The organism is Stenotrophomonas sp. Ste86 (assembly GCF_024519465.1).
Taxonomy (GTDB): Bacteria; Pseudomonadota; Gammaproteobacteria; order Xanthomonadales; family Xanthomonadaceae; genus Stenotrophomonas.
In genome coordinates, this window is sequence record NZ_JALJRW010000001.1 from 53,456 (window position 1) to 78,008 (window position 24,553).

Genomic DNA, 24,553 nt, shown 5'->3' on the forward strand with positions numbered 1-24,553 from the left:
AGCTTCTGATCCTGAGCCCGCACGGGGGATCCGTTATCACGCTCCCGGCTTCCCCGGCGGCGGCGTGTCGCCTCGTTCATGCCAGGCCGGGAGTTCCAGCGCATGGCGTTCGAGCATGGCCTGTATACACGCACGCGCATGGTGCCTCTCCGCGTTCTCGCATTGGTCGAGAATCTCGCCACTCAGCTGTTCAAACTGCGTCCAGAATTGCGCTGGGTGGCGCACTCGCGCCACCCAGTGGTCCAGCTCGTCGGCCAGCGCATCAAGTTGCACCTGTATCTCGACGCGCACGTTCATCCCGGAGGTGCACCCAGATCAAGCGCGACACGGTAGTAATGACCGTCGTCGCGGAGCAGGACGCTGAGGTCCGGCTGCAGGACGTCATCCACATGCAGCGTCGGCTGACCCTGCGCCGTGCGGGTCACCACGAACTCATACAGGCTGCGCCCGAAGCGGTAGCTCAGTTCGAAGGACGGCCAGTGATCGGGCAGGCACGGTTCAAGCGAAAGACGATCGCCGTCGCGACGGATGCCGAGCAGGGATTCGACCAGCAAGCGATACATCCACCCGGCCGATCCGGTGTACCACGTCCAGCCGCCTCGTCCGACGTGCGGCGACACGGCGTAGACATCGGCGGCCAACACATAGGGTTCGACGCGGTAGGTCTGGACCGCCTCGGCGTCCAGCGTGTGGTTCAGGGGGTTGATCATGCCTGCCAGCTCCCAGGCACGCACTGCATCGCCCTGTTGGGCGAATGCCATCGCCGCCCACACCGCCGCATGGGTGTACTGGCCGCCATTCTCGCGCACGCCCGGCACGTAACCCCGAATGTAGCCGGGGTCCTCCGTGGTCTGGTCGAAGGGCGGGTCGAGGAGCTGGATCAGCTTGGCGTCCTTTCGCACCAGATGCGTGTACAGCGAATCCAGTGCTTGGCTGGCACGCTCGGGCGCGGCCACGCCTGACAGCACCGACCAGCTCTGGGAGATCGAATCAATGCGGCATTCCTGGTTCTGTGACGAGCCCAACGTGGCGCCGTTGTCGAACCAGGCGCGGCGATACCACGCCCCGTCCCAGGCATGCTGTTCCAGGTTCTGACGCAGGCGTTCGGCCTGTTCTTCGCACCATTGCGCACGGGCGGCATCGCCACGCGCGTTGGCCAGCCCGATGAAGCGGCGAAGCGTGTCATGCAGGAAGAATCCGAGCCACACACTTTCACCGCGCTGCTGGTCGCCGACGCGGTTCATGCCATCGTTCCAATCGCCGCTCCCCATCAACGGAAGCCCACGTTCGCCCAGCAACCGGCACCCGCGTTCCAGTGCGACGACGCAGTGCGCATACAACGTGCCGCGCTGTGCCGAAAGGGTGGGCATGTCGTAGTAACCCTCCTCTTCGGCTGTCACCGCGCGCCCCTCGATGAAGCCGACCTCTTCGTCCAGCACGCTGGCGTCGCCGGTGACCTCCAGGTAGCGGCATGCGCCCTGGGGCAGCCACAGATAGTCGTCCGAGCAGCGGGTGCGCACGCCGCGACCTTGCGGCGGGTGCCACCAGTGCATCACATCGCCTTCGGTGAACTGGTGTGCCGCGCAGAGCAGCAGGTGTTCGCGGGTCAGGTCCGGGCGCGCGTGTACGAGGGCGAGCGCATCCTGCAGCTGGTCGCGGAAGCCGAACGCGCCGCCGGACTGATAGTAGCCACTGCGTGCCAGGTAGCGGCAGCCCAGGGTCTGGTAGACCAGCCACCCATTGGCCAGTGCGTCGAACGCCGGGTCCGGCGTGCGTACCTGCACCGTGGCCAGTACGTTGCGCCAGTGGATGCGCACGGCGTCCAGCGCATCGATGGCTTCCTGATTGCCCTGGCGGCTTCGTGCCAGCGCCAGCGTTTCCTCGCGGTCGCGCCCGGCGCCAAGGCGGAACGTGGTTTCACTGCGGTCGCCCGGCGCCAGCTCCAGCGGCACCTGGATCGCCGCGCAGGGATCCATGCCCGCACCGGCCCGTGCATCCAGACGCTCGCGACGCAACGCCGCCGGTGCGTGCAATCCGCCGTTGCGGCCGATGAACTCCAGGCGGTCACAGGTCCAGCCGCAGCCCTCGGCATCGGTGTCGAAGAAGGCCATCCGGCCGCCGAACTCGGTGCTGTAGCTGTTGCGCGCCAGCAGCGCCCCGGTCTGCGTATCGCGCTCGGTGACCACGTGCATGCGCGACTTCGGGCGCAGGTCACCCATGACCCACTCCACGTAGCCGATGGCCGACAGCCGCCGTGGCCGGCCCGAGAGGTTGTGCAACCGCAGGACCGAGAACTTCAGTGGCGCGGTGACATCGACGAAGACCCACAACTCGCTGGCGATGCCGTCTTCGATGTGCTCGTAGACCGTGTACCCGAAGCCGTGGCGGGTACGGTACGCACCGGTTCCCCGGCAGGGCAGCGGCATCGGCGACCAGACACGGCCGGTGTCCTCATCGCGCACGTAGAAGGCTTCGCCGCCGGTATCGGACACCGGATCATTGAGCCAAGGCGTCAAGCGGAATTCGTGTGCGTTTTCGAACCAGGTATAGCCCGGTGCACTCTCGCTGACGACCGTGCCCAGACGGGCGTTCGCGATCACGTTCGCCCAGGGCGCCGGCGTCGGGGCGCCTTCGCGCACCACCACCACGTATTCGCGGCCGTCCTCGCTGAAACTCCCGGTGCCGTTGTCGAATCGGCCGGCGCCGCGGTACGGAAGGAACGGCCACGGGTCGTCCACCTCTTCGTCGTGCTCAACGCCCGGGGGCAGTCCGGGTTCGGGTCCCGGGTCGGCGATGACGGGCAGCCCGGGCGTCGCGTCCATCGCCAGTGCCAGCTCCTGCTGCTCCGCCTGCGGCACCAGAGCCGGAATCCGTCGCACAGGCAGCGGCTGGCGCCCCACCTGCGCCGCCAGCGTGCCGTCCTCGTCGCTGAGCACCACCCGTGCCACCGCCTGCAGCAGAACGCGGTCCTCGTGGCTCATGTTCTGCACCGGCCGCACGAAAATGCCGCCGGGGCGATCGAGCAGGCCCGTCTCCGAACTGGCGGCCACCATCCCCAGGATCTGGTCCTGCAGTTCCTGTCGATAACCGGCCTTGCTGTCGTTCCAGATCACCAGGTCGGTGTTGAGTCCCTTCTGGCGCCAATACGCGTGCGCCTGCACCAGCTGCCTGACCAGTTCCACGTTCTCCGCGTCGGTGACCTTGAGCAGGACGATGGGCAGGTCGCCCGAGATGGCATGGCCCCACAGCCCGGATTGCCCTCGCTGGTTCTGCTGCAGGACGGCGTCGCCCGCGCGCAGCAGCGGATTGGCATACAGCACGTGGCTGGCCAGGCGCTCGTACAGCGAGGCCTCGGCCTGGCTGGCATTGATCTGCCGGCGCACCACCTGGCTGTGTGTCCAGGACAGGTCGAAGACACGGTCCGCCAGGCGGCGATCACGGTACTTGTCGACCATCGCCTCGCAACCGACGCGGTCGGCGCCGATGCCATACACCATGTCCAGCTGCACGGTCTGCTCGGGCTCCAGCACCACCCGCACGCGGATGGCCACGATCGGGTCGAGCACCGAGCCGTCCGTGCCCGAGAGCTCGGTGTCGGTGGTCAACGCCTGCGGCGTCCGTGGCGTGTTGCCACGGCCCAGGAAGCGCGCACGGTCGGTTTCGTAGGAAATCGACGCGACCTCGGCGTCATGCACCGCGACCAGATGGAACATCCACGGTGGGACTTCGTCGTGCGAACGGGGCCGGCGCGTGCAGAGCACGGCCTGCTTGGCTGCCAGGATCTCGCTCTGCACGAAGAGGTTGCTGAAGGCCGGATGCGCGTCGTCCGACGCTGCGGGCGCAAGCACCACTTCGGCATAGGTGGTGATCTCCACCGTGCGCTGGCGACGGCCGCGGTTGGTCAGGCGCAGGCGCCTGAGCTCGATGTCGTCCTCGGCGGAAATGGCGACCTGCAGATGGCTCTCGCAGCCGCGGCGCGCACCGCGGAACTCTGCCTTGGCGTCGGAGAAGATCGCCTCGTAATGGTCCAGCGCCACGCAGGTGGGCTGGTAGGCGGCGGACCAGAACTCGCCGCTGTCCACGTCGCGCACGTAGCAGAACGTGCCCCAGGCATCGGTGGTGCCGTCTTCGCGCCAGCGGGTGAGCGACAGGTCGCCGTGGCGGCTGTAGCCGCCGCCGGCATGGGTCAGCATGCCGTGGTAGCGCCCGTTGGAGAGCAGCTGCACTTCCGGGCGCGGGCCACCCGGGTCGCGCAGGACGCGCAGGGAGGTCTCGTGCTCGGCCATGGCCGAATGCTCGCCCAGCGCTTCGACCTCATGCGGATGGAATACGCCGATGCGCGGGATGCGTTCCTGCAGCAGCAGCAAGGTGGCCTGGAACTCGGTATCGGCAACAAAACGGCGCTGCATCGGCTGGTCGCGCAACAGGTAATCCAGCGACAGCAGGCCCATGCCCTGGTGGTGGGCCATGAACGAACGCAACAGAACGTGATCCTGTCCCGGCGGTACCCGGGCGGGGGTGTAGTCGATCGCTTCGTACATGCCAAAGCGCCCGGAGAACCCCAACCCTTCGAGGGCCTGGAGGTTCTGGCACGCCGCTTCCGGCGCAACCATCAGCGCCATCATGCTGGCATAGGGGGCAATGACCCGATCCTGGCCGAGGCCGCGCTTGAGACCCAACCCAGGTACACCGAACGCGCGGTACTGGTAGTTCAGGCGGGCATCGACGGCGTTATAGCCGGACTCGGACACGCCCCACGGCAGGTTCAAGGTGCGGCCGTAGACGATCTGCGCCTCGACCGCATGTCGCGCGGTCTGGTCGAGCAGCGTATCGGGATAGCTGGGCATCACCAGCTGCGGCATGAGGTACTCGAACATCGAGCCACTCCATGACAACAACGTCGGCGTGCCGTTGACCTCGGTGAGCATCCGGCCAAGCGCGAACCAGCTCTCCTGTGACAACTGGCCCTGGGCGATGGCGACGAAGGCGCACAGCCGCGCTTCGGACGCCAGCAGATCGTAGAAGCTGTTGTCCAGGCGATGGTCGTCGACGTTGTAGCCGATCGAGAGCAGGTTGCGGGTACGGTAGAACAGGAACCCGTACTCCATCAGCGAGAACTGCCCGGCGCGGTGCGCCAGCGCCTGCAGCTGCTCGATGCGCGCGCGCGCGTCCGCACCGGCGGAACCGGGCAGGGCGGCCAGCTGGCGCAGGCTGGTTACCGGCGCCTCGTCGTCCGCGCCGGCATCGGCAGGGAGGTCGGCAAGTGTCGCGTGGGCGGCATGGCATTCGGCAGCGAACAGGGCAGGCCAGTGCAGCGCACCTTCCTCGGGCGACGCCGGTGCCGGCCAGTGCGCCAGCATGGCGTCGGCCAGACCGGCCAGCTCCTGCAACCGGGCGAGCAGCTGCGTCGTCCCACGCGGGTGGTCGGTACGCGTTGCCGCCAGGCGCTGGCGAAGGTGGTTGAGCGCCTCGCTCAGTAGTGCGTCAGCGGGGCGATGGCGCTGCCGTTCCTCTTCCAGTACGCCGAGCGTATCGGCCAGGCCATCGAAGGTGTGTGGCGCCAGCACCGGCGCGTCCACCAGCGCGAGCAGGCCTTGGCGCAGCGTCAGCAGGTGGCCTGCCAGGTTGCCGCTGTCCACGGTGGAGACGTAGCGCGGCTGCAGCGGCGCCAGGGTTTCGGTGTCGTACCAGTTCAGGAAGTGGCCGCGATGGCGCGGCAGCTGGTCCAGCGTATCGAAGGTGAGGGCGGTACGTTCCGCGACCGCGCCCAGCTGGAGCCAGCCGAAATCCCACGCGGACAGATTGGCCAGCAGTGACAGGCCGATGTTGGTCGGCGAGGTGCGCCGCGCCACCACCAGCGTCGGGTGTTCCTGGATGTTGTCCGGCGGCAGCCAATGATCCTGCTCGCGCACCCACGCCTGGAAGAACGACCAGGTGCGCCGCGCCAGCCGGCCCAGGAACGCCCGCTGGGTCACCGACAGCTCGGCCACGCTTGCGGCCGGCGGCCGGCCCAGCCACGCCATCAACGCGGGCGCGAAGGTCCACGCCAACAGCAGGGGCAGGGCGACAGGCAGTGCCTGCGGCGCCACGCTGGTCACGACCGCTGCCAGCGCAACCGCCAGCACCGACGCGGGCGCCATCACCCGCCATTCCGCGCCGCGGTCGCTGCCGAGGCGGCGCTCGACTTCGCTGGAGGGGTTCCATTGCAGCAGATGGCGGCGGGTGATGGTCATGCGCCAGAGCGTGCGCAGCACCGCGCCACCGGCCAGCAACGCTTCGTAGGGCAGACACGCGACCTGAGTGGCCGCGCGCAGCAACGACTGCAGCGTGCCGCGCCCGACCATGATGTAGTGCGCTTCCAGCGGGGTGTCGTCCGGAACACTCAGCGCATCGCGCAGCATGCCGATCAGCGGCGGCGCGAACCACAGGGCCAGCACCCATGCCGTCCACGCAGCCGGGCTTTCGGCATACAGCCAACCCGCCACCAGCAAGGCCAAGGCAGCGATCGGCACCAGGCTCCGGCGCAGGTTGTCCAGCAACTTGCCGCGCGACAGCAGGCTGAGGGGGTTGCGTTCCCACCCCGATCCCGGGCGCGGTGTCCACGGCATCAACCAGGGCAACAGCTGCCAGTCGCCGCGGATCCAGCGCGCACGGCGCTTGGCATCGGCGGCGTAGCGTTCGGGATAGTCCTCGTACAGGCGCACGTCGCTGACCAGGCCGGCGCGTGCATAGCAGCCTTCCAGCAGGTCGTGGCTGAGGATGCGGTTCTCGGGCAGGCGGCCCTCGAGCGCATGCTCGAACGCTTCGACGTCATAGATCCCCTTGCCCACGAACGAGCCTTCGTCGAACAGGTCCTGGTAGACATCCGAGACCATGCGCGAGTACGGATCGATGCCGGGCTCGCTGCCGAACATCCGGGCAAACCGCGAGGTGCGGCGCGTGCCCAGACTGGTGCCGACGCTGGGCTGCAGGATGCCGTAGCCCTCCACCACGCGTTGCAGCGCCGGATCGAAGCGCGGGCGGTTGAGCGGGTGCGCCAACGTGGCGACGAAGGCGCGTGCGGCATCCCGCGGAAGCTGCGTGTCCGAATCCAGGGTGATGACGTAGCGGACGCCGACCAAGGCAGCCGTGTCACCGACGGTGCGCATGAACGCGGCAGCATCGCCCTGGCGGAGCAGGGCGTTGAGCGCTGCCAGCTTGCCGCGCTTGCGCTCGTGTCCCATCCACACCGCTTCGCCCGGGTTCCATTGCCTGGCACGGTGCAGCAGGTAGAAGCGATCGCCGCGCTCGGCCGCATAGCGACTGTTCAATTCCTCGATCCGCTCCACGGCATGCGCGAGCAGGCTGTCGTCCGTCGGCGTCTCGGCGGCCGCGGCGTCGAGGAAGTCCGTCAGCAGCACAAAGCGCAGCTGGGGGTCGCGGTTGGCCAGGAAGCGGACCTCCAGCGCCTCGGTCAGGACATCGATGCCCTCGATACTGGACAGCATCGAGGGGACCGCGACCACGGTGGAGCAGGCGGCCGGGATCCCTTCGCTGAAATCGAGCTTGGGCAGGGGCCGGGGCGTGACCAGTACCGTCGCCGTCCAGTTCACCAGGACGATGCCCAGCTCGCTGAACACCAGCAGCCCGAACAGCGCGGCCAGCCAGACGGGTACCGCGCCATTGCCCGATGCCAGCAGGCCAGCGGTGGCCACCATCGCCAGCAGGGCAATCGGCAGCAGGTATTGGGCAAGTGGCACGCGGTGCGCCAGCCGCCGTGCCTTGCGGTTGCGCGGTGCAGCCTCGGCCACCGTGTCTACGGTGGTTTTCACGCCTTCGCCGACGAGCCAATAGCCTACGTGCGAACGTGGCCCATCGAGCGGCTCAGCTGCTCGTGCCAGGTCCAGCGCGATGGTCGCAACGCGCTCTTCGGCGACGCGGCTACCGCGCGCAATCTTCTCTACGACATGGCGATAGGCGTCACGGGTGCCGAAATCCATCTGCGGATAGACGGCCATCGGGTCTTCCCGCAGCCGCTGCTCGACCACACTCATGTCTTCGACAAAGGTGCGCCAATCCATGGTGGAGAGGAAGCGCAGGCTGCCGATGCTGTTGCCGATGGAGACCTGATCGGCCGCCTGCTGCTGGCCCTCGGCGGCGACCAGTTCGTCGATGCGCTGCCCAGCCGCGGCGGCCCACTGTTCCAGCCAGGCGATCGGCATGGCCCACGCGCCGCCGCGCCCCTGCAGCGACCGGGTCAGCTCAGCGATGAACGCGCCGGTCAAGGGCGGCTCGGAGCGTGCCATGTCGGCCACCACGAGGACGACATCGGTCGGGGTATCGGACGCCGCGCGATTGAGGCTGTCCGCCCATTGGGCAGCCAGGCCACGGTCCGTCCCGTCGCGCATCACCCGCGCCGCCATGCGCCGCAGATTCTCCAGCAGGGCCAGGCGCAGCATGATCGGAACGGCCCACAGTTCGCCCAGGCTCAGTGGCGCGAGCGACTGGTACGAGGCGATGAAGCGGCCCAGCGTATCGCCGTCAATGCGGCCATCGCCATGCGCGATGGCCTGCATCGACAGCTCATACACCCGCGGCAACCCGGCCGAGGGGCCGGCGACAAGGGAAGGCAACTGCCGGCTGTAGCCGCGCGGCAGGTGACGTCGCGCGGTCTGGATCTGTTCTTCGATCAGGTAGTAGTTGTCGAGCAGCCATTCCCCGGCCGGGGTCACCGGCCGCTGTTCGCGTACTACGTTGCTGAGCAGCGTGTTGGCGTCTTCCAGGACACGCTCGTTGGCTTGCAGGCGATCGAGCAGGCGCTCTGCGCCAGGTCGCATCCGCACCCGATGCTGGCGCGCAAGGGCGCGGCCGTACACCTCCATCTGTTCAACGCTGTACAGCGCGGCGCGCAGGGGGCCCTCGGCGGCCTCGATGGCCGGTGCCGAGGCCTGGCGCTCACGCCAGCGCCAACGGACAAGACGACGCAGGCGGAGCCAACGACCAAAAAGACGGCGAAAATGGGGCATGGTTTACCGAGGGGGGCAGGTCGTGGCCTTCATAGTTGCATTCGGGGCGGCGTGGTAACTGTGAAGGCCGCGAGAGCGAGCGGCCCGGATGGTCACAACGCAACCTCAGGCGGTCGGGACAGTGCCGCCGTCGATCGTGTACTCCGACCCGGAGATGAACGCCGCACGCGGCAAGACTAGGAATGCAATCAGACAGGACATCATCGTGCCCGCAGCGTCGCAGGGGCTGGTAATCCTGTATGCCTATAACGACGATGACATCGCCGAGGCACTGCGCGATGGCCGGCTGCGGCGCGTACTGGCGGACTGGTCGCCTACGGCCCCTGGCCTTTGTTTGTACTACTCCAGCCGACGGCACATGCTGCCGTCGTTACGTGCCTTCATCGACTGCATGCTGGATCGCGACCTGGGCGGTGAAGCGGGTTGATCGGGGCGAAGTGGTCGATCAGCGGCAGGTTGGGAGGCTGCCCTCCCCAAATGACCCGCTTTTCGTCCGAGTGCGGGCACGGGATAGGGCGGGCGATTAGGGATGTTTATCGGGGGTGGGTGGATTTTCGACCCACAGCGGACATCGCTGCGGGCGCGCCGAGTCCGCATACCTCGCCCGTCGGTGTACTGACGTAGTAGTGTTGCCTAACTGACAAATGGCGATCGACGATATGCTGCCTTCATCACTCGTGCACGACCTCTCGCTTGCGGCGGGTCCCATCGTAGACCACGTCCTGTTGAACGGCGGCCCGCGCACCGGAAAGCCTCATGGCGAAGTCAGTGCGGTGCGGACCATGACGCTAGACGGGTTCGACGGTGTTGCCGACAAGTGGGCGCCGATTCTCAAAGCCGCTGGTTTTCGTATTGAGCTGGTAAGTGTCTTTTGCCACTCCAGCCCGCAGGTCAAATTTAAATCGAGCGCGCACCCCAGATACGCTAGGGCCACCAGTCCAACCCGGTGCGAACTGGCGGACCTTCTGATCGTAATTGACTACCTCGATCTCAAAGGAGCGGTCGATCGCCGCGCAGTTCTAGTCCAGGCGAAGATGCTAAAAGGCGGTGGATTTAAGCCATCTGGGAAAGAGTGGAATCAGCATAAGCTCCTCGCTTGGCTGCCGGACTTTACTTTCGAGAGCCCCTTGTATGACCCAGCCAAGCGGAACCTCCGCAAAGCACCGAGGCCGAAAGCGCAAACAGCGGAGTACGCGGGCATAGATCTCAATAGCGCATCACCCGAATGGCGACATGAGCTGACGCGCCCTTCTACACCATGGTTTCACTCTCCGATTTGTCTGGCCGACTATCTTGCGAGCATGGCAGTAGGCAACCCCTCCTGCGGTCGCCCTGCCATCCCGGGTGGCTCGGATGATTGGTCTTTCACTGTTGACGAGCTGCTTAGGGTGACGGCAGCGCAAGGGCTGACGAAGGGGGCTGCCGTCGTTCGCGGTAATCCCCATACTCTGGGGTCTATGGCCGCCACGCCTCTCCTGAGCTTGAGCTCCGCGAGCGCCGTGCCGGTGCACCTTCAACTACAGCAGTTCTTCGGAGTTGCGGCGTCAGGGATGGGGGGCAGCGGGGTAGGCGACGGCGATGAGGAGGATGCCTCCTGGCCTGACGGTCCCATTAGTACGGTCCACATGCTCTTGGGTCCTTGGGACGAGCCACCTGATCGCTGATCATTGAGCACGACGCTTCGGTCTCCGCTTTGGGCCGAGAGCGGACATCGGCGCGGTAGGGGATTAGGGAGATTTATCGAGGGTAGAGTAGGACTGTTCCCGGCCCGGTGCGTAGGCTGTAAAGTGCTAATGAGACACATCAAAGCGATTGCTTCTACCTCCGCACGACCTAGGCCGCCGTCAAGGAAGAATGGAGAAAGAGCCAAACATGGGCAGAACTAAGCCAAGCAGGAACGAACTCTGCCCGTGCGGAAGCGGCAAGAAGTTCAAGCGCTGCCAAGGCGGCCCCAATGTCAATTATGAAGAGATGATCTCGCGGGGCGCCGCGGAAGCTCAGCGCATGAAAAGAATCGGAAGGAATCCGAGAAGTACGCGGCGATGATCAGGGCGTTGAGGAATCGGATCAGCCGCCGCGAAGCAGTGGCCGACAACGCGCCGGAACCTGCGTAGGGCCGAGCACTCCGGATTCGCTGCTGCATTGCCGGCGCTGGTGCGTGCGCCGATCCCGATGCATTAATGCTCTAGGCTTGGTGGACCCAGGTGCCGGCTACGGAGGCCACCCACATAGTCGTTCAAGTGATTTCCAGCCAGCATGATCTGGATTTCTTGGCGCTGGTATTCGGCAACCAGTAGCGGCCTGACCCATCGCTGCGGGTAATTGGTGCCTTCATAGGAGAAGGCGTTTATCCGCATGCCATGGGTGGCCTCAACTTCACTGACGGAAAAGCCCACATCCACGATGCTGCGATGCTTGCAGAGGTTGTCCAGAGCTACCAGATACCTGAAATCGTCATGGGAATGCAGGATCTTCAGGTCCTCAACGAGCTCGGGTGCAAGAAGCTTGTCCTTGACCTGGTGCAAGCTGATCGACCTTTCCTCGATACGGGTTGCGTTGTCCAGGTTCATGCCGGTGGCGAAGTAGGCTAGGTGCACCAGATTGTCGGCGACTGCCCGCATGTTGTGGACGCAGGCCACGATGTTGAGATAGGCAGCAAACCTGGCATCTTCGAATGAACCAGTTTCCTTATCGTAGGCACCCAGCATGGCCGCCATTACCTCGTAATTAGGCCTACCCTCGATCTTAGCTGCGATGGCGCGCATGGCTTCGTTGTAGTGGTGTCGGGTGAATTCGCGACGGTCCACGACGGATCGGATGCAGCTTGACACGATCCGTCTCTGGTCAGAGCCAAACAGCCGTTGCACATGGCCGCGAAGGGCGCCCAAATCCCAGCGCATCATTGAGATCGAAACGTCGGGAATCATCACATTGTTCCTTCATCAATGGATCACATCAGCATGAAAACGGTGTGTTCGTGCGTCGCTTCGATGGACCGACCGATCACAAGCATATAGTAGGCAAGAGTTTCCCAGGGCCCACCATCGAGCGCCCGAGGCCTGGAGGACGAAGAAAGCCAAGGAATTGCGGATAGAGCCTCTAGGTTCGGCTCCTCGCCTTGCAAGTCTTCCGCGGCGCGTGGCATGCCGCAGATGAAGCGATGGTGGAGCACGCAGGTACCAAGCTCTTGCACTCAGCGATGATCAGTCCTCCAGTAGGCGAGCGGCGGGGTTCGTCGTAGCGCCACGTGTCTGGAAGTAGCCAATCACGCTCGACACCGACCGGTGCTCGGTCAGCTGCATGATCGCCGGCAGCGAAACACCCTGGCGACTCGCTTCGGTCACGAAGCCGGACCGCAGGCTGTGTCCACCAAAATCCCCCTCTAGCCTGGCCAATCGCGCCCGCCGCTGCACGATCTCCCCGACGGCGGCCGGGGACAGGGCAGGGCCGACCCGCCGCTTCCAGAGCCGGCGAAAAATTGCCCCCTCGGTGATGTCAGCCGCCTCCAGCCAATCCTGCAGGGCGAGGGCGGCCCGATCCAGCACCGGCTTGTCCGGCGTCGACGTGGCCGTGACGCCGGCTTGCTGGGTCTTGCTGTGCTCGAGCCGGTAGATGTAGCCCTGGTCGCCGATCCGCCGCAGGTCACGCAGGTCGGCGGCGGCGATCTCGCTACGCCGGCGCCCGCCACTGGCAAACCCGAAGCAGAGCAGGGCACGGTCCCGGATCCCCTCTAGGTCGTCGTCACACGTGCCCAGCATGGCTTCCAGCTCGGGCAGGGTGATGGCGGTTTTCTTGCGCGGGCGTTGGCCGCGCTTGACCGCGGCCCGCGCCGCGCGACTGAGCACGGTGCGGATCGCCGGCTGTTCACAGGGGTTAGCCAACTGCTTGAGTCGGTGCGCAGTGGACAGGCCTGCGACCCGATGCCGGACCGTGGTCAGTGTCCACGGTCCAGGTTTGGCCTTGAGGCCGGAGGCAACGAGCATCTGATCGATGGCCGGCGGTAACTCCCAAGCCAGTTCGCCATCTGCATTCTGGTCGCCAGCGGCGAGCGACCAACGGTAGAGCGCATCCGTTTGCAGCCGGAGCGACCAGATCTGAAGGACGCTCCTGCCGTTCTTGCGGAGCTCGCCGGGCAGTGGTGGGCGCTGGCCCTACAGCATGCTCGAGACGCGGTCCTAGAAGACCTGGCCGAGGCCAGGCGGGAGCTCACAGCTGAGCGCGAAGAGCACCATCGTCAGCAGGAGGCGTTAGCAAAACAGGCGAGCGAGATGCGCTCTCTTTCAGAGGCAGCCGATCTTTCGGAGAAGCTTGCCACTGCACGTGCGACAGAACTTCCTTGTCCATTGTCAGAGCGTACCCCAATTTCTTCGGGGTGCCTTATAGGCACTCGGAACTATGGAGAAGGCGCCCTGGGCGAACGCTCTTGTCAGGCCTAGGTAGTACCGGCCAAGAGTTAACATAATATACATTATGCGAAATGGTAGATCTGTCCCAGACACCCTATTTCAGGTGGCTGGGTCCCGCTTCAACGGTCGACCGGATCAGAATGTGCTGGCCTGATCCAGATCCGCCAGGCGCGCGTCCACCAATCCTGCGCCCCCCTGGCCGATCTGATCAGGGCGACTGTGATAGGGATGGAGATTCGTGAACACAGCAACCGAGACGCCCGTTCCCAGGTATCCGGCGAAGTGCGACGTAAACCCTCGACATGCGCCGTCATGCTCCACGATGGGACCCGATGGGTGGATGCGGACAAACCAGCCGAGACCGTAGCGTTCCTCGGGAACCACGCCGTCGACCGGATATGGTGTCCACATCTGCGCCAACGTAGCGGGAGCCAGGACGGAGACGCTGCACAAGGCGCGACCCCAGTGCTTCAGATCCCGACCGGCCAGGTCGGCCGTGGAATTGAAGGTGGGCAATACCCAGGCCTGGTTGTACAGGGTCCCTCCCCTGCGTTCGTAGCCTGCGGCCCGATGGGGGACGATCTCCTGGTCGGATATCACCCGGGATGCGGTCATGCCGAGACGCCCGAAAATCTCCTCCGCCAGGATGTCGCCGTGGAATTTCCCGGTGATGCTGCGGATGACGGCGCCAAGCGGAAGGTAATTTGCGTTGCGGCAGCTCCATGTTTCTCCTGGAGACGCCTCAACGGGCAGCTGGGAAACCTTCTGCACCAGTTCCGCTTCCGTAAAGTCCCGGCGCACGTCGAACGGCCCGTCGCGGCCGGTCAACTCGTCGCCGTCATAATCGGCAATGCCCGACGTGTGCGAGAGCAGCTGGCCGATGGTGATCGCCTGCCACGTCTCAGGCAGTCCGGCCACATGTGAGCGGATGCTGTCATCCAGGCGAAGACGATATCCGGCGTGCCCATGACGATAGACGCCGAGCGTCAAGCCAGGGATCTGCTGCCGAGTCATTTCAGACGCGACATAGCGGTCAATCGCCTGAAGCTGGGTTACAGGAAGTTCGGCCGGATAGAGTCTTCGCAGAAGTACATGGCGTGCAGAGCGTTACACTGCAATCCTGGAAGGCTAAGCTATGGCCCGTAGCCGCTTGGATAGGGCCAGGACAGGAATTGCACGAAACCGTACGTCAAGGTCCCACGAATGAAGAGCGATTTTAGATGAAGAATTGGCTGATCGGCGTAGTAGTCACCATGGCATGGACCAGCCCCTGCGCTGCTCAAATCGCCCCTGAGTTGCTCGGCGGCGCGGATCCTGGCAAGCCGATGTTCAGCGAATCCTTCTACAAGGGGGTTGAAGGCAATTGGGTGCTGGCACGCGAACCCGTCAACACCGGTTACCACTGCTCGGTTAATTTCATCACGCCAGATTCCACCTTTTCGCTTCGTGGCCCCGCCGACGCTGGAATGGCGCGAAAGGGTCATGGCGGCGTTTGGTTCATCAGCGAGGCGATCCCTCCGGTGACAAAGACCGAGATCGTTCCCATCACGTTGTCATCTACCAACCACCCCGAGCAGAACGTCCGGGCCGCCCATGTGAGCATGCCGGGCCAGAGCAGTGGGGCGTTGTTGCTCACCATCGACGTGCGGAAATCGGTGAAGGAAAAGCCGGACAGTAATGAGCTCGCTATCCAGTTTCAGGGGAAAGAGGTGTTCCGCTCAAAGGTTGTCCAGCTGCAGCTGGCGTATCGCCAGCTTTCGGCTTGCATGAGCGCGGCTCAAAAATAGGCCATGATTTCAGCCGTTTGGCACGTTCAAGATGTCGGCGCAGGCGTCACGTATCTTTCTTGTGTCGCCACTTGCTTCACCGAAGACATTCACATCGGCAACCCTCAGCATCCCGGCGCCGTCCGGGATCAGCACATAGCGGACGTTGCAGCTTTTATAACCGCCGCCGCCATACGTCGCGCCGGTCGCGAGGTTCTGCCACATGACGCGATTGTCAAAGGACTGCCCATAAGACAGCGTCCGCGCAATCCCGGCCTGACGGACAGCTGGGTTGCCGTTCGCGGCCACGACCTCTTGCTCGGTCTTGCCCGTCCACACTTGGATCAGGATCGATTCACTGCGCGATAAACGCCTTGTTCCCCGGTATTCAGCGGCGGCCTGAGTAAAATCCAGATCGACCTTCATCGTCGCCAGACTGCCCTGCACCCTCCCCTGCGCTTCGGTTACTTGTTGCTGCATTTGCGCCAATTTTGCCTTGTGTGCTGCCGATTCTGCCGGCGTCAGCGTGCGGCCGTTGTTGATCGCAGGCTTCGGTACATCGGACCACAGCGTTTCCCAGGTAAAGTCGGCAAGCGAACTCATCGACAGTCCGTCCGGGACCAGTTCCAGTCCATTCAAACCAAGGGCTGCCAGTTTCGGTCGCAATGCTTCGGCCTTAACCACACGATTGACCGAGGCAGTTTCTTTGGCGCCGATAATGCTGTCACTGTTGCAGGCTACATTCCATGCCTGTCGCATCGTATGGCTGCTCGTACTTTGCCAATCGGTGGGCTGGAGATCAATGATCGCCGGATCCTGTTTCATGGACTTTGTGCCGCTGGCCACCCGGAATTCCACCGAGTCCGGCGTGTCCAACATGCCGGTTGAATCAGCCTTGTGCTTGGGCGCGCCACGGCCGCGTTTGCTCGGCTTGGGGCATTTGAACTGGAGTTGATATTCCAACCATAGGGGTTGGTCGATCGCTTCATAGACCATTGTCAGATCAATCTGACGGATCCGGTTTGGGCCAGGATTCGTGACATCATCGACCGGCGTGTGGTCGGTCGCCGCATCATTGGCGTACACATTGATACGTTTTCCGGCTGCACCCTGCATATCGATCAGAAACTCGCTGGCCCCGACTTGCGCCGCGATAGCCATGATGCCCGCGCCGATTACGAGTTTTGTGATTTGCCGTGTCATGAGCGCTTCCTTGTCCGTTTTACCAACTCGCGCTCTACCGCGCACGTACGCTACGCAAGCTTTGGAGCTTCTGCCGGAACCAGGCGCTTCCTGGTCGATCGTGCTGCAGCGATGCTAAGCATCGGCAATGGCTCTGGCAACCCCCGCCCCCCTCCAGCGCCTGCGCCGCGACCAGGGTTTCGCCGATGGATTCTGTTGCCTTGGCTGCCATGCCGGCAGGAAGGCCGCCGGGTAGTTCGATGGCGTTGCTGTAGCTGGATGCCAGCACCAGCCCAAATCCGGTGATGCCCAGGCCCGTACCCAAGTCGTAGCGGGTGGCTTCCATTGCCTTGGCCGCCCCGGCTTTCTCTTCAGGTGCACTGCCCACGATCGCAATGGACGACGCAGTCAGGCCGATGCTCAATGAGATGCCCAGCGCAGCCAGCAGAACAATCACCCACTGGCCTCCCTGGACAAGCAGTCGGCCAAGTTCCGCAATTCATGGCGCCAAATTGCGCGGTCCACGGTCAGCTAGGGCGCAACGGTTGCGATAGGGCCAAAGGGAGAGGCAGCGCCGGGTGTTGCGTTTAGGCATAGGTGCGCACGCAACACTTGGGTGCATGCGTAGCACGCAACGGACTTCACGCTTTTCCAGGAGGAAATTCCTGCGATTTCAGGCGTTCTGCGTGCGCAACGCGATGGATTTGTACCAAAAATGCGAAATGGTGGATCGCCCGTCTGGCACGGTTCGTTGGCTCCGGCTGGCGCTCGGTCAAGCTCTGGATCGGCTCTTGCTTCCCTACTCGTTCCCCCAGTAAACACGAGATCGCAGTATGAACCGGATGGTCCCGCACGCTCGCATCAAGCTAATCGGCACTTGGCAGCTTAGAGCTTTCAGGCAAGCCCGGCTGCGCCCCTGCAGACGCCCCAAGCGCGGATGAGGTATTGACCGTGGCGGCGAATCCTCCACACCCGTTCGCCGCTACTGCATGGTCGAGGTCTTTTTCAGGACCCCAAGTCACGTGCACCGAGGCCGGGCAGTCCCTGGGCAAAACGGCAGGTGCGACACGCGACTTCAGTTGTTATGACGTCTGGAAATCTCTCCCAGCCTTTCCCGCTCCGCCACCCGCTGCAACTCCTCCGCCGCGTCCTTGCCCGTATGCCGGTTAGCATCGTACAGAATGTAGATCGCACCGACTGCGCTGAAGAATTTGCCGCTCACAACCAGCTCGCCCCCTTCATATCCGCACTCTTGGATCAACTGCGTGCACCTGCGAGACCAGTACTCAATGAGCGCAGACCCCAGGCAGAGCCCATCCTCGTCCGTAACGAATCCTGTTCTATTGAGCTGATCAACTACACGGGTCAGTTCTGCGGGGACAATCCCGGACAACGTCTCGTACGAATTAAAGGGTTTCATGCGCCTTGTTTCTCCAGACTCAATCGCTTCGCCCATTTCTAAGGCGAGACCAAAGTCCATCGCGAGGAGCGTCGTTGATGATGACCAGCGAGGAGCGTGCCTCGACAAGTGATATGAAGTGCATGAAGGAGGCGCAGCCCGCGCTGGCGATGACCCCGCCGAAAGCAAAAGCTGTGAAGCCCTCACCAAGGCCCTGCCTGGCTCCGGCTATGAGCAGCGCAGTACCCAGTGCGGCAAACGCTACATAACCTGCAACGCTCATCAACATCTCAAGCTCCAGCCAGAAGGCTTTCCCGCGGCGTTTGTTCGACCACGTCACGGTCTGCCCCGCTGCATCCAGTTGTAGGAAGTCTGCACTCAATGCAAGCCGACGAAGCTTCTTCGAGGGCCAGCCCAACCGGGCGACATGGCGGATCAGTTCCGCAGGAATGGACGCGCCATATCGGTGCTGCATTACCTCCTCCAGCCACAGGCTGGAATTCCCCAAGCTGTCAGCTTTCCAGAATTCCAAAAATTCCTTCCGGCGTTGACGGCGCGTTGCCAGCAACGCAAATATTCCCTTGGCTAAAGGCACTGCCGCAAGCCCGGCAAGCACGGCCAGCGTAATCAGATCCCCATCCTTCATTACGCTCGAAATTTCAGTGGCGTCCAACTTCATCCCCTTTTTTGTCGACAGGCATCCGGCAGAAGAAGCTATCTTCGCCTAAAGGAATCGCAAAGCCTGAGACAGGGTGCGGCTCGCCACGTTTAGGCGGTAGTCGACACGTACTTCACTGAATCAGTGTTCAAGCCGTCGCCCACCGGGTCGTTGATCTGCGGGGACTGGCGAAGTCAAAGCCCCATAGCACCGCGCCCTTCGAGGCCTTGCCCGCTTGCTTCCCCGCAAAGCAGGCGCAATAGTCGCACGCATGAGTGATAACAAAGGACGCGCCTTCCTGGAAATCACCATGCACAGGATTGACCACGCAGAGTTCGCTCACCCCGTCCCTGTCCCGAGGCGGCCCAGGTAGGTTTCCGCCGGGTCCCATTGCTGCCGGATCTGAAAGTACGCGTGCGCCCGATAGCGGTACCCACCCTGCCCCCATTTCGTGTATTTCAGATGGCCAGCAGCATGGCCAGGCTCCGATTCGACCAGCCATCCCTGCGTTGGTATGCCTGGGGAACAAGAGACAACCTGGGCTTTGAAGCGACCCGGTGTGTGTCCGCGCCATGTAACTGCGTCTTGCGGCAGCGAGTGCGGCATCGGCGTGGTCGGAGCCGGATTGTCGCTGTGATAGCAAACCGCGAGCCGGGGCGCGTCGGAATCGCTCAGTCGGATTCTGACGCCCGTCATCGCTGCAGATTCGCTGAAGAATTCGCGTAGCAGCGACGCGTAGTCGCGCTTATAAGCCACTTCCAGAATATGCGCGGCCAGTTCCGTGCCGGTACTGGAGCAGGCATAGTTTGGGCGACCAGGCGGATGAATCGCCTGCAGTTCTACGCGCGGGCGAGCGTCATCCAGCGATAGCCGACGTAGACGACGCCTGCCGCAGCGGGGGCCAGGCTGATCCAGAGCGGCAGCTTCAACCCAAAAAACATGATGGCAGCCGCCGTCAGTGTAAGGACCGACAGTCCAATCACCCAGGCGTCGAACACTGCGACATCCGCAGCAACCCTGCCCCAGCCATTCTCTTCGCGGTTCCTTGCAGCACGCTGCCGGCGCAGCACCCATACATCGGTAACGAATGTGGCAATGCCTTCCAGCAGATCACCGATGAGGCCAGACATGGTCGATCCTTGAACAACGGGCTGAATGCGCCGATCTTCGGGCCAAGGTCGTGGCGCGTCAAGGACCGCCCCTGCCGGGCCTGCGCCGTGCCCTCATCTCCTACGCATCAGGATCATCTTCTCCTGCGACATGTCCCGCATGGTGTACGGAATGCCGCCGGCGCCGTAGCCCGACTCCCTGCGTCCTGCAAACGGCATCCAATCGGTGCGGAACGCAGTCGGGTCGTTGATCATCACGGCCGAGGCATCCAGCCAGTTGGCGGCGCGCATGGCGATGTCGATGTCCTGCGCGAAGACGCTGGCCTGGAACGCGGTCGGCAGGGAGTTGGCGCGCGAGATCGCCTCGTCCAACTCGGCATAGCGATACACCGCCACCACCGGCCCGAAGACTTCCTGCGTGGTCACCCGTGCGTCGCTGGCCGGGTCGAGCAGCACGGTGGGCTGCAGCGTGGTTTCGGAGAGGCGCTTCCCGCCGGTGGCAAGCTTCGCGCCGCCGCGCACCGCTTCGTCAATCCATTCGGCGACGCGGTCAGCCTCGCGTGGCAGGATCAGCGGGCCCACGTCGGTGTCCTGCAGGGTCGGGTCGCCGGTACGCAGCCGTTCCACCCGGGCGATGAGGGCCTGGGTGAAATCGTCGGCAATGGCGTTGTGGACGAAGATGCGCTGGGTGGACACGCACACCTGGCCGGCGTGGTAATAGCCGCCCTTGACGATCGGTTCAATGATCTTGGCCAGGTCAGCGCTGCGGTCGACAATGGCGGGCGCAACGCCGCCGTGCTCCAGCGCCGAACGTGCGCCGTGTGCGAGCTTGGCATGCAACGACCACCCTACCCTCGCCGAGCCGATGAAGCTCAGGAAGCCAATGCGTTTGTCGGTGGCAAGCGTCTCGGCCAGGTCGTTGCCTTCCGGGATGAAGCTCTGGCACCACGGTTCGGGCAGCCCTGCCTCGTGCGCCATCGCCACGAACTCCAGGCAGGACAGTGGCGTTGCCGAAGCGGGCTTGATGATGACCGGGCAACCGACTGCGATGGCCGGGGCAACCTGGTGGACGATCAGGTTCAGCGGGTGATTGAACGCGGAGATCGCCGCGACGATGCCGATCGGCTCCCGGGTGGTGAATGCCCAGCGTCCCTCCGATGCGGCCGACAGCCCCATCGGGATCTCGCGACCGGCGAAGTTGCGTAGTTCGTCCGCGGCGTTGTGGACACCATCGATGGCGCGCGTGGTCTCGACGATGGCATCCGGCAACGGCTTGCCGCCCTCGCGTGCAATCTGCAGGGCGAGATGGTCGCGCCTGGCCTCCATCAAGGCGGCAAGCCTGCGCAGGACCGCGATGCGCTCGTGCGGTTTGAGCCAGCCGTCGCGGTCCTTGAACACCCGCTCGGCGGCGCTGAGCTTGTGCTCCAGGGCTGCGGCAGTGTCGAAGCCGATTTCGGCGATCGGTGTGCGGTCAAACGCCTGTACGACGGTCAACATCCTGGACTCCTTTTTCCAACGGTATGCGGTGGCGACTATTCGCAGCTCACGTCCGGCGTGCGGTTGCGCAGTTCATCCACCAGCACGCGGGTGTTTTCGGAATAGTCGATCGGTACATCCAGCAGGTGCACGCCACCGCCCGCGAAGGCGGCCTCGATCATGGGCGCCAGTTCGTCGACGGCCGTCACCCGGCTCCCCTTCGCGCCGTAGGCCTCGGCATATTTCACGAAATCGGGATTGCCAAAGCGCATGCCGAAATCCTCGAAGCCATCCACTGCCTGCTTCCAGCGGATCATGCCGTAGGCACTGTCGTTGAGGATCACCACGACCAGGTTCAGTCCCAGCCGCACGGCGGTCTCCATCTCCTGCGAGTTCATCATGAAGCCGCCGTCGCCGCACACGGCCATGACGCGGCGCTGTGGGTGCAGCATCGCCGCCATCATGGCGGACGGCAGGCCGGCGCCCATCGTGGCGAGCGCATTGTCGAGCAGCAGTGTGTTGGCCACGTGCGTGCGGTAGTTGCGGGCGAACCAGATCTTGTACATGCCGTTGTCGAGGCAAACGATGCCATCGTCTGGCATGGCCTGGCGCACGTCATGCACCAGCCGTTGCGGCGTGACCGGGAACCGGTCCTCCTCTGCGCGGTCGTTGAGCCGGGCGAGGATCTTCTGGCGCAGGTCGATCATGCCCTCGTCAGCGGACAGGCGGCCTTCGAGCCGCCCGGCCAGGGCGTCAACGGAGGCGCCGATATCGCCCAGCACCTCGATATCGGGGTGGTAGACCTGCTCGACCGTGGCGGACTGGAAGCTGACATGGATCACCTTCGGCCCGCCGCTGCTCTTCATCAGGAACGGCGGCTTTTCGACGGTGTCATGGCCGATGGCGATGATCAGGTCGGCGCGGGCAATGGCCTCGTGCACATAGTCGCCCTCGGAGAGTGCGGCTGTTCCCATGTACAGGTTGGAGCCGCCGGTGACGGCGCCCTTGCCCATCTGCGTGTTGAAAAACGGCAGGCGCGTGCGCGCCACGAATGCGGACAGCGCCTCGGTAAGCCATGGCCGGCTTGCGGCTGCGCCGATCATCACCAGCGGCCGTTTGGCCGCGAGGATGGCCGCTTCTGCCCGGTCCAGTGCGGCAGGCGGCGCGATGGGACGATCCAGCGGGTGGACCGGAATGACCGGAACATCCTCCACTTCCTCACCCGCGACATCCTCCGGCAGCTCCAGGTGCACCGGCCCGGGGCGTTCTTCCATCGCAACGCGGAAGGCATCACGCACCATCGCGGGAATGGCCGCCGGGCTGACGATCTGGCGGGTCATTTTCGTGAGCGGCTTCATCGACGCCACGATATCCACGATCTGGAAGCGGGCCTGCTTGGCGCTCATCACCGCCTTCTGGCCGGTGATGAGAATCATCGGCCACGCGCCCAGATGGGCATACGCCGCACCGGTGGAGAAATTCAGTGCGCCCGGACCGAGCGTGGCCAGGCATACGCCGGGCCTGCCGGTGAGCCGGCCGTGGGTGGCGGCCATGAAGGCGGCCGCCTGCTCGTGGCGGGTGAGGACCAGTTCGATGCCCGAGTTCCGGAGCGACTCCAGAAAATCCAGGTTCTCCTCGCCCGGTACGCCAAAGATGCGGTCTACGCCTTCGTTCTCCAGCGCCTTGACCAGTAGATCCGAGCCCTTCTGCATCGCGTCGATCCTTGTGGTGAGGATGGGGCCACTATACTCCGGGGGGAATCGCCTCCCGTGTGTGCCGATGCCGCGCCTGCCCGACAGGTCTGCGCGATACTGTGCGCCGTTCTTCGTTGGGGTTGGTATGAACAGGGATGTTGAAGCATGTTGAACCTACGGCTGGCGCAGCGCTGGGAGCGTCTGGGTAAACGCGATACCGAGGTCGGCGTGATGCTGCTGTTCGCGCTGCTTGCCGCGCTGTTTGCCTGGGGCGCCCATGCCATGGCCTATCCGGAGCACGGCTGTGTGCGGATGGGCAAGGGCAACAGTGGCACGCTCGAGTGCGACCCGCGCCGACTGCTCGACAACGCCCGCGTGCTGCTGTTGCTCGGCGCGCTCAGCACCCTCCCCCTCTTTTACATCCTGGGGACGTGGACCAAAGACATGGCGCGGCCATTGATGCTGGAAAATGAACGGCACGACGGCTGACAGCCGATACGAACGTCGGCCCCTACGCCTGCGGACTGTGTCAAGGTGCAGCTCGGTCGACATCGCCCGTTGCTGTCGTCGCCTTTTTCGTCCTGGCATGAGGCACATCCGCCAATGACCCCGCTCACCACCCTGGCGTTCGCCGCACAGTCGATAACGGTCGGGATCACGGCGTTGACGATGGCGCTGGCGCTCCGCGCCGGTACCCGCACCAGTCGCCTGCTCGCTGCGTTCTTCGGGACGCTGGGTCTTTCGATGTTCGCCAGTGCCGTGCTCACTGGCTGGCAGGCGTGGCTGCCGGTCCCCGCCGTTGCCTGGCTGCAGGTGATCAACGTCGTTCCGGTCTATCTGACCGGTCCACTGCTGTACGCCTACGCGTCGAGCCTGCTGCCCGGGGTTGCCACCCGACCGAAGGCTTGGGCGGGCTGGCATTTCCTGCCGTCCGCGCTGGTCGCTGTCTTCATGCTTGCGCTGGCGGTCTGGCCGGCGCTCGTCGCATCGGGTCCGGGTGCGGCAATGCTCCAGGTGATCGTCCATGCCTGGGTGGCTATTACGGTGCCCTACCTCGCCCTCTCCGCCTGGCGGCTGCGTGATGCGCCGCGCCGCCTCGAAGAGGTTTCCGCCGATGAGGCGAGCCTGCGGATCGCCTGGCTTCGCCATCTGATCACGGTGATTGCCGTGCTGTGGCTTATCGTGGGCCTCGAACGGATCAGCGTGGAAGTCAGCGCCAGAACCTGGCACTGGCCCGGCGCGGTACTCGCCGTGGTCATGATGGTGGTCACCTACCTGCTCGCATGGGGCGGGCTGCGCCTCGGCGTGCTGATGCCGGCAGACTTGCTCGATGAACAGGCGGCACCGGCCGAATCGGCCGATCCCGCCGCTCGCTATGCGCGCTCGGGCCTGAGCGAGCCCGAACGCGCGCAGATCGCCGCCGACCTCGGCGCGCTGATGCGCCAGCACGGCCTGCACCGAGACAGTGAGCTCGACCTGGGTCGGCTCAGTGAACGCAGCGGCTGGTCGCCCAACTACATCTCCCAGGCATTGAACCAGCAGCTTGGGCAGAATTTCTTCGAGTTCGTCAACGGCTTCCGGATCGCCGATGCCGAGCACTGCCTGGCCGATCCCGGTGATCCGCGCTCCGTTCTGGATATCGCCCTGGCCTGCGGCTTTGGCAGCAAGTCGACCTTCAATACGGTCTTCAAACGCATGACCGGCCTGACCCCCACCGCGTTCCGGCGCCGTGCGTTGACGTCCGATCCGGCCGGATTGAACGGCCCGGCCGTCTGATCCCACCGGCTCGGGCGCCGCCAGCCCGATGCACTGCGAGCCTGCGGCCTCGGTCGGCACAACCCGTGCCTGCGTCGAGGGA

General features: G+C 64.3%; 16 protein-coding genes. 4 read left to right on the forward strand and 12 right to left on the reverse strand.

Features of this window, described 5'->3' with window-relative positions; translation table 11 throughout:
• Positions 1-36: 36 nt before the first annotated feature.
• On the reverse strand, positions 37-297 hold the full coding sequence (locus tag NR101_RS00210) for a hypothetical protein (protein ID WP_256774327.1): 261 nt from the start codon (positions 295-297) through the stop codon (positions 37-39).
• Positions 294-9,005, reverse strand: a complete 8,712-nt coding sequence (locus NR101_RS00215) for a glycoside hydrolase family 94 protein (protein WP_256774326.1) — start codon at positions 9,003-9,005, stop codon at positions 294-296. The genes NR101_RS00210 and NR101_RS00215 overlap by 4 nt, the downstream gene beginning before the upstream one ends.
• A 121-nt stretch (positions 9,006-9,126) precedes the next feature.
• On the opposite strand from NR101_RS00215, the gene NR101_RS00220 reads away from it, so the two are divergent.
• Positions 9,127-9,432 (forward strand): LysR substrate-binding domain-containing protein, encoded by a 306-nt coding sequence (locus NR101_RS00220; protein WP_256774325.1) that lies wholly within the window; start codon positions 9,127-9,129, stop codon positions 9,430-9,432.
• A 1,750-nt stretch (positions 9,433-11,182) separates the two neighbouring features.
• On the opposite strand, the gene NR101_RS00225 is transcribed toward NR101_RS00220, so the two are convergent.
• From NR101_RS00225 to NR101_RS00235, 3 genes are all read right to left on the reverse strand, one after another.
• Positions 11,183-11,932, reverse strand: coding sequence for a hypothetical protein (locus NR101_RS00225; RefSeq protein WP_256774324.1), 750 nt, complete (start codon positions 11,930-11,932; stop codon positions 11,183-11,185).
• Positions 11,933-12,208: 276 nt separating this feature from the next.
• The gene (locus tag NR101_RS00230) at positions 12,209-13,021 is read right to left on the reverse strand and encodes a site-specific integrase (RefSeq protein WP_256774378.1); all 813 of its coding nucleotides are present in this window, start codon (positions 13,019-13,021) and stop codon (positions 12,209-12,211) included.
• Between the two features lie 525 nt (positions 13,022-13,546).
• Positions 13,547-14,401, reverse strand: a complete 855-nt coding sequence (locus NR101_RS00235) for a serine hydrolase domain-containing protein (protein ID WP_256774323.1) — start codon at positions 14,399-14,401, stop codon at positions 13,547-13,549.
• Between the two features lie 230 nt (positions 14,402-14,631).
• Here NR101_RS00235 and NR101_RS00240 point away from each other — a divergent pair, with 230 nt between their 5' ends.
• Complete coding sequence (locus NR101_RS00240; protein WP_256774322.1) at positions 14,632-15,198, forward strand: hypothetical protein; 567 nt, start codon at positions 14,632-14,634, stop codon at positions 15,196-15,198.
• 9 nt (positions 15,199-15,207) lie between these two features.
• Here the strand turns inward: NR101_RS00240 and NR101_RS00245 are convergent, their stop codons facing one another.
• From NR101_RS00245 to NR101_RS00275, 7 genes are all read right to left on the reverse strand, one after another.
• Complete coding sequence (locus NR101_RS00245; RefSeq protein WP_256774377.1) at positions 15,208-16,341, reverse strand: hypothetical protein; 1,134 nt, start codon at positions 16,339-16,341, stop codon at positions 15,208-15,210.
• Between the two features lie 73 nt (positions 16,342-16,414).
• A complete protein-coding gene (locus NR101_RS00250; protein WP_256774321.1) occupies positions 16,415-16,816 on the reverse strand; it encodes a hypothetical protein in 402 nt (133 codons plus the stop codon).
• Positions 16,817-17,434: 618 nt separating this feature from the next.
• Positions 17,435-17,779, reverse strand: a complete 345-nt coding sequence (locus tag NR101_RS00255) for a hypothetical protein (RefSeq protein WP_256774320.1) — start codon at positions 17,777-17,779, stop codon at positions 17,435-17,437.
• A gap of 19 nt (positions 17,780-17,798) precedes the next feature.
• Complete coding sequence (locus NR101_RS00260; RefSeq protein WP_256774319.1) at positions 17,799-18,437, reverse strand: hypothetical protein; 639 nt, start codon at positions 18,435-18,437, stop codon at positions 17,799-17,801.
• A gap of 818 nt (positions 18,438-19,255) precedes the next feature.
• Positions 19,256-19,546: a hypothetical protein gene (locus NR101_RS00265; protein WP_256774318.1), complete on the reverse strand. Its 291-nt coding sequence runs from the start codon at positions 19,544-19,546 to the stop codon at positions 19,256-19,258.
• A 93-nt stretch (positions 19,547-19,639) separates the two neighbouring features.
• A complete protein-coding gene (locus NR101_RS00270) occupies positions 19,640-21,022 on the reverse strand; it encodes an aldehyde dehydrogenase family protein (RefSeq protein ID WP_256774317.1) in 1,383 nt (460 codons plus the stop codon).
• A gap of 35 nt (positions 21,023-21,057) precedes the next feature.
• Complete coding sequence (locus NR101_RS00275) at positions 21,058-22,713, reverse strand: acetolactate synthase large subunit (protein WP_256774316.1); 1,656 nt, start codon at positions 22,711-22,713, stop codon at positions 21,058-21,060.
• A 150-nt stretch (positions 22,714-22,863) separates the two neighbouring features.
• On the opposite strand from NR101_RS00275, the gene NR101_RS00280 reads away from it, so the two are divergent.
• Together NR101_RS00280 and NR101_RS00285 are read left to right on the forward strand one after the other, a co-directional pair.
• Entirely contained in the window at positions 22,864-23,184 is a 321-nt protein-coding gene (locus tag NR101_RS00280; RefSeq protein WP_256774315.1) for a hypothetical protein, read from the forward strand.
• Positions 23,185-23,298: 114 nt separating this feature from the next.
• Complete coding sequence (locus NR101_RS00285; protein ID WP_256774314.1) at positions 23,299-24,471, forward strand: helix-turn-helix domain-containing protein; 1,173 nt, start codon at positions 23,299-23,301, stop codon at positions 24,469-24,471.
• Positions 24,472-24,553: the final 82 nt, after the last annotated feature.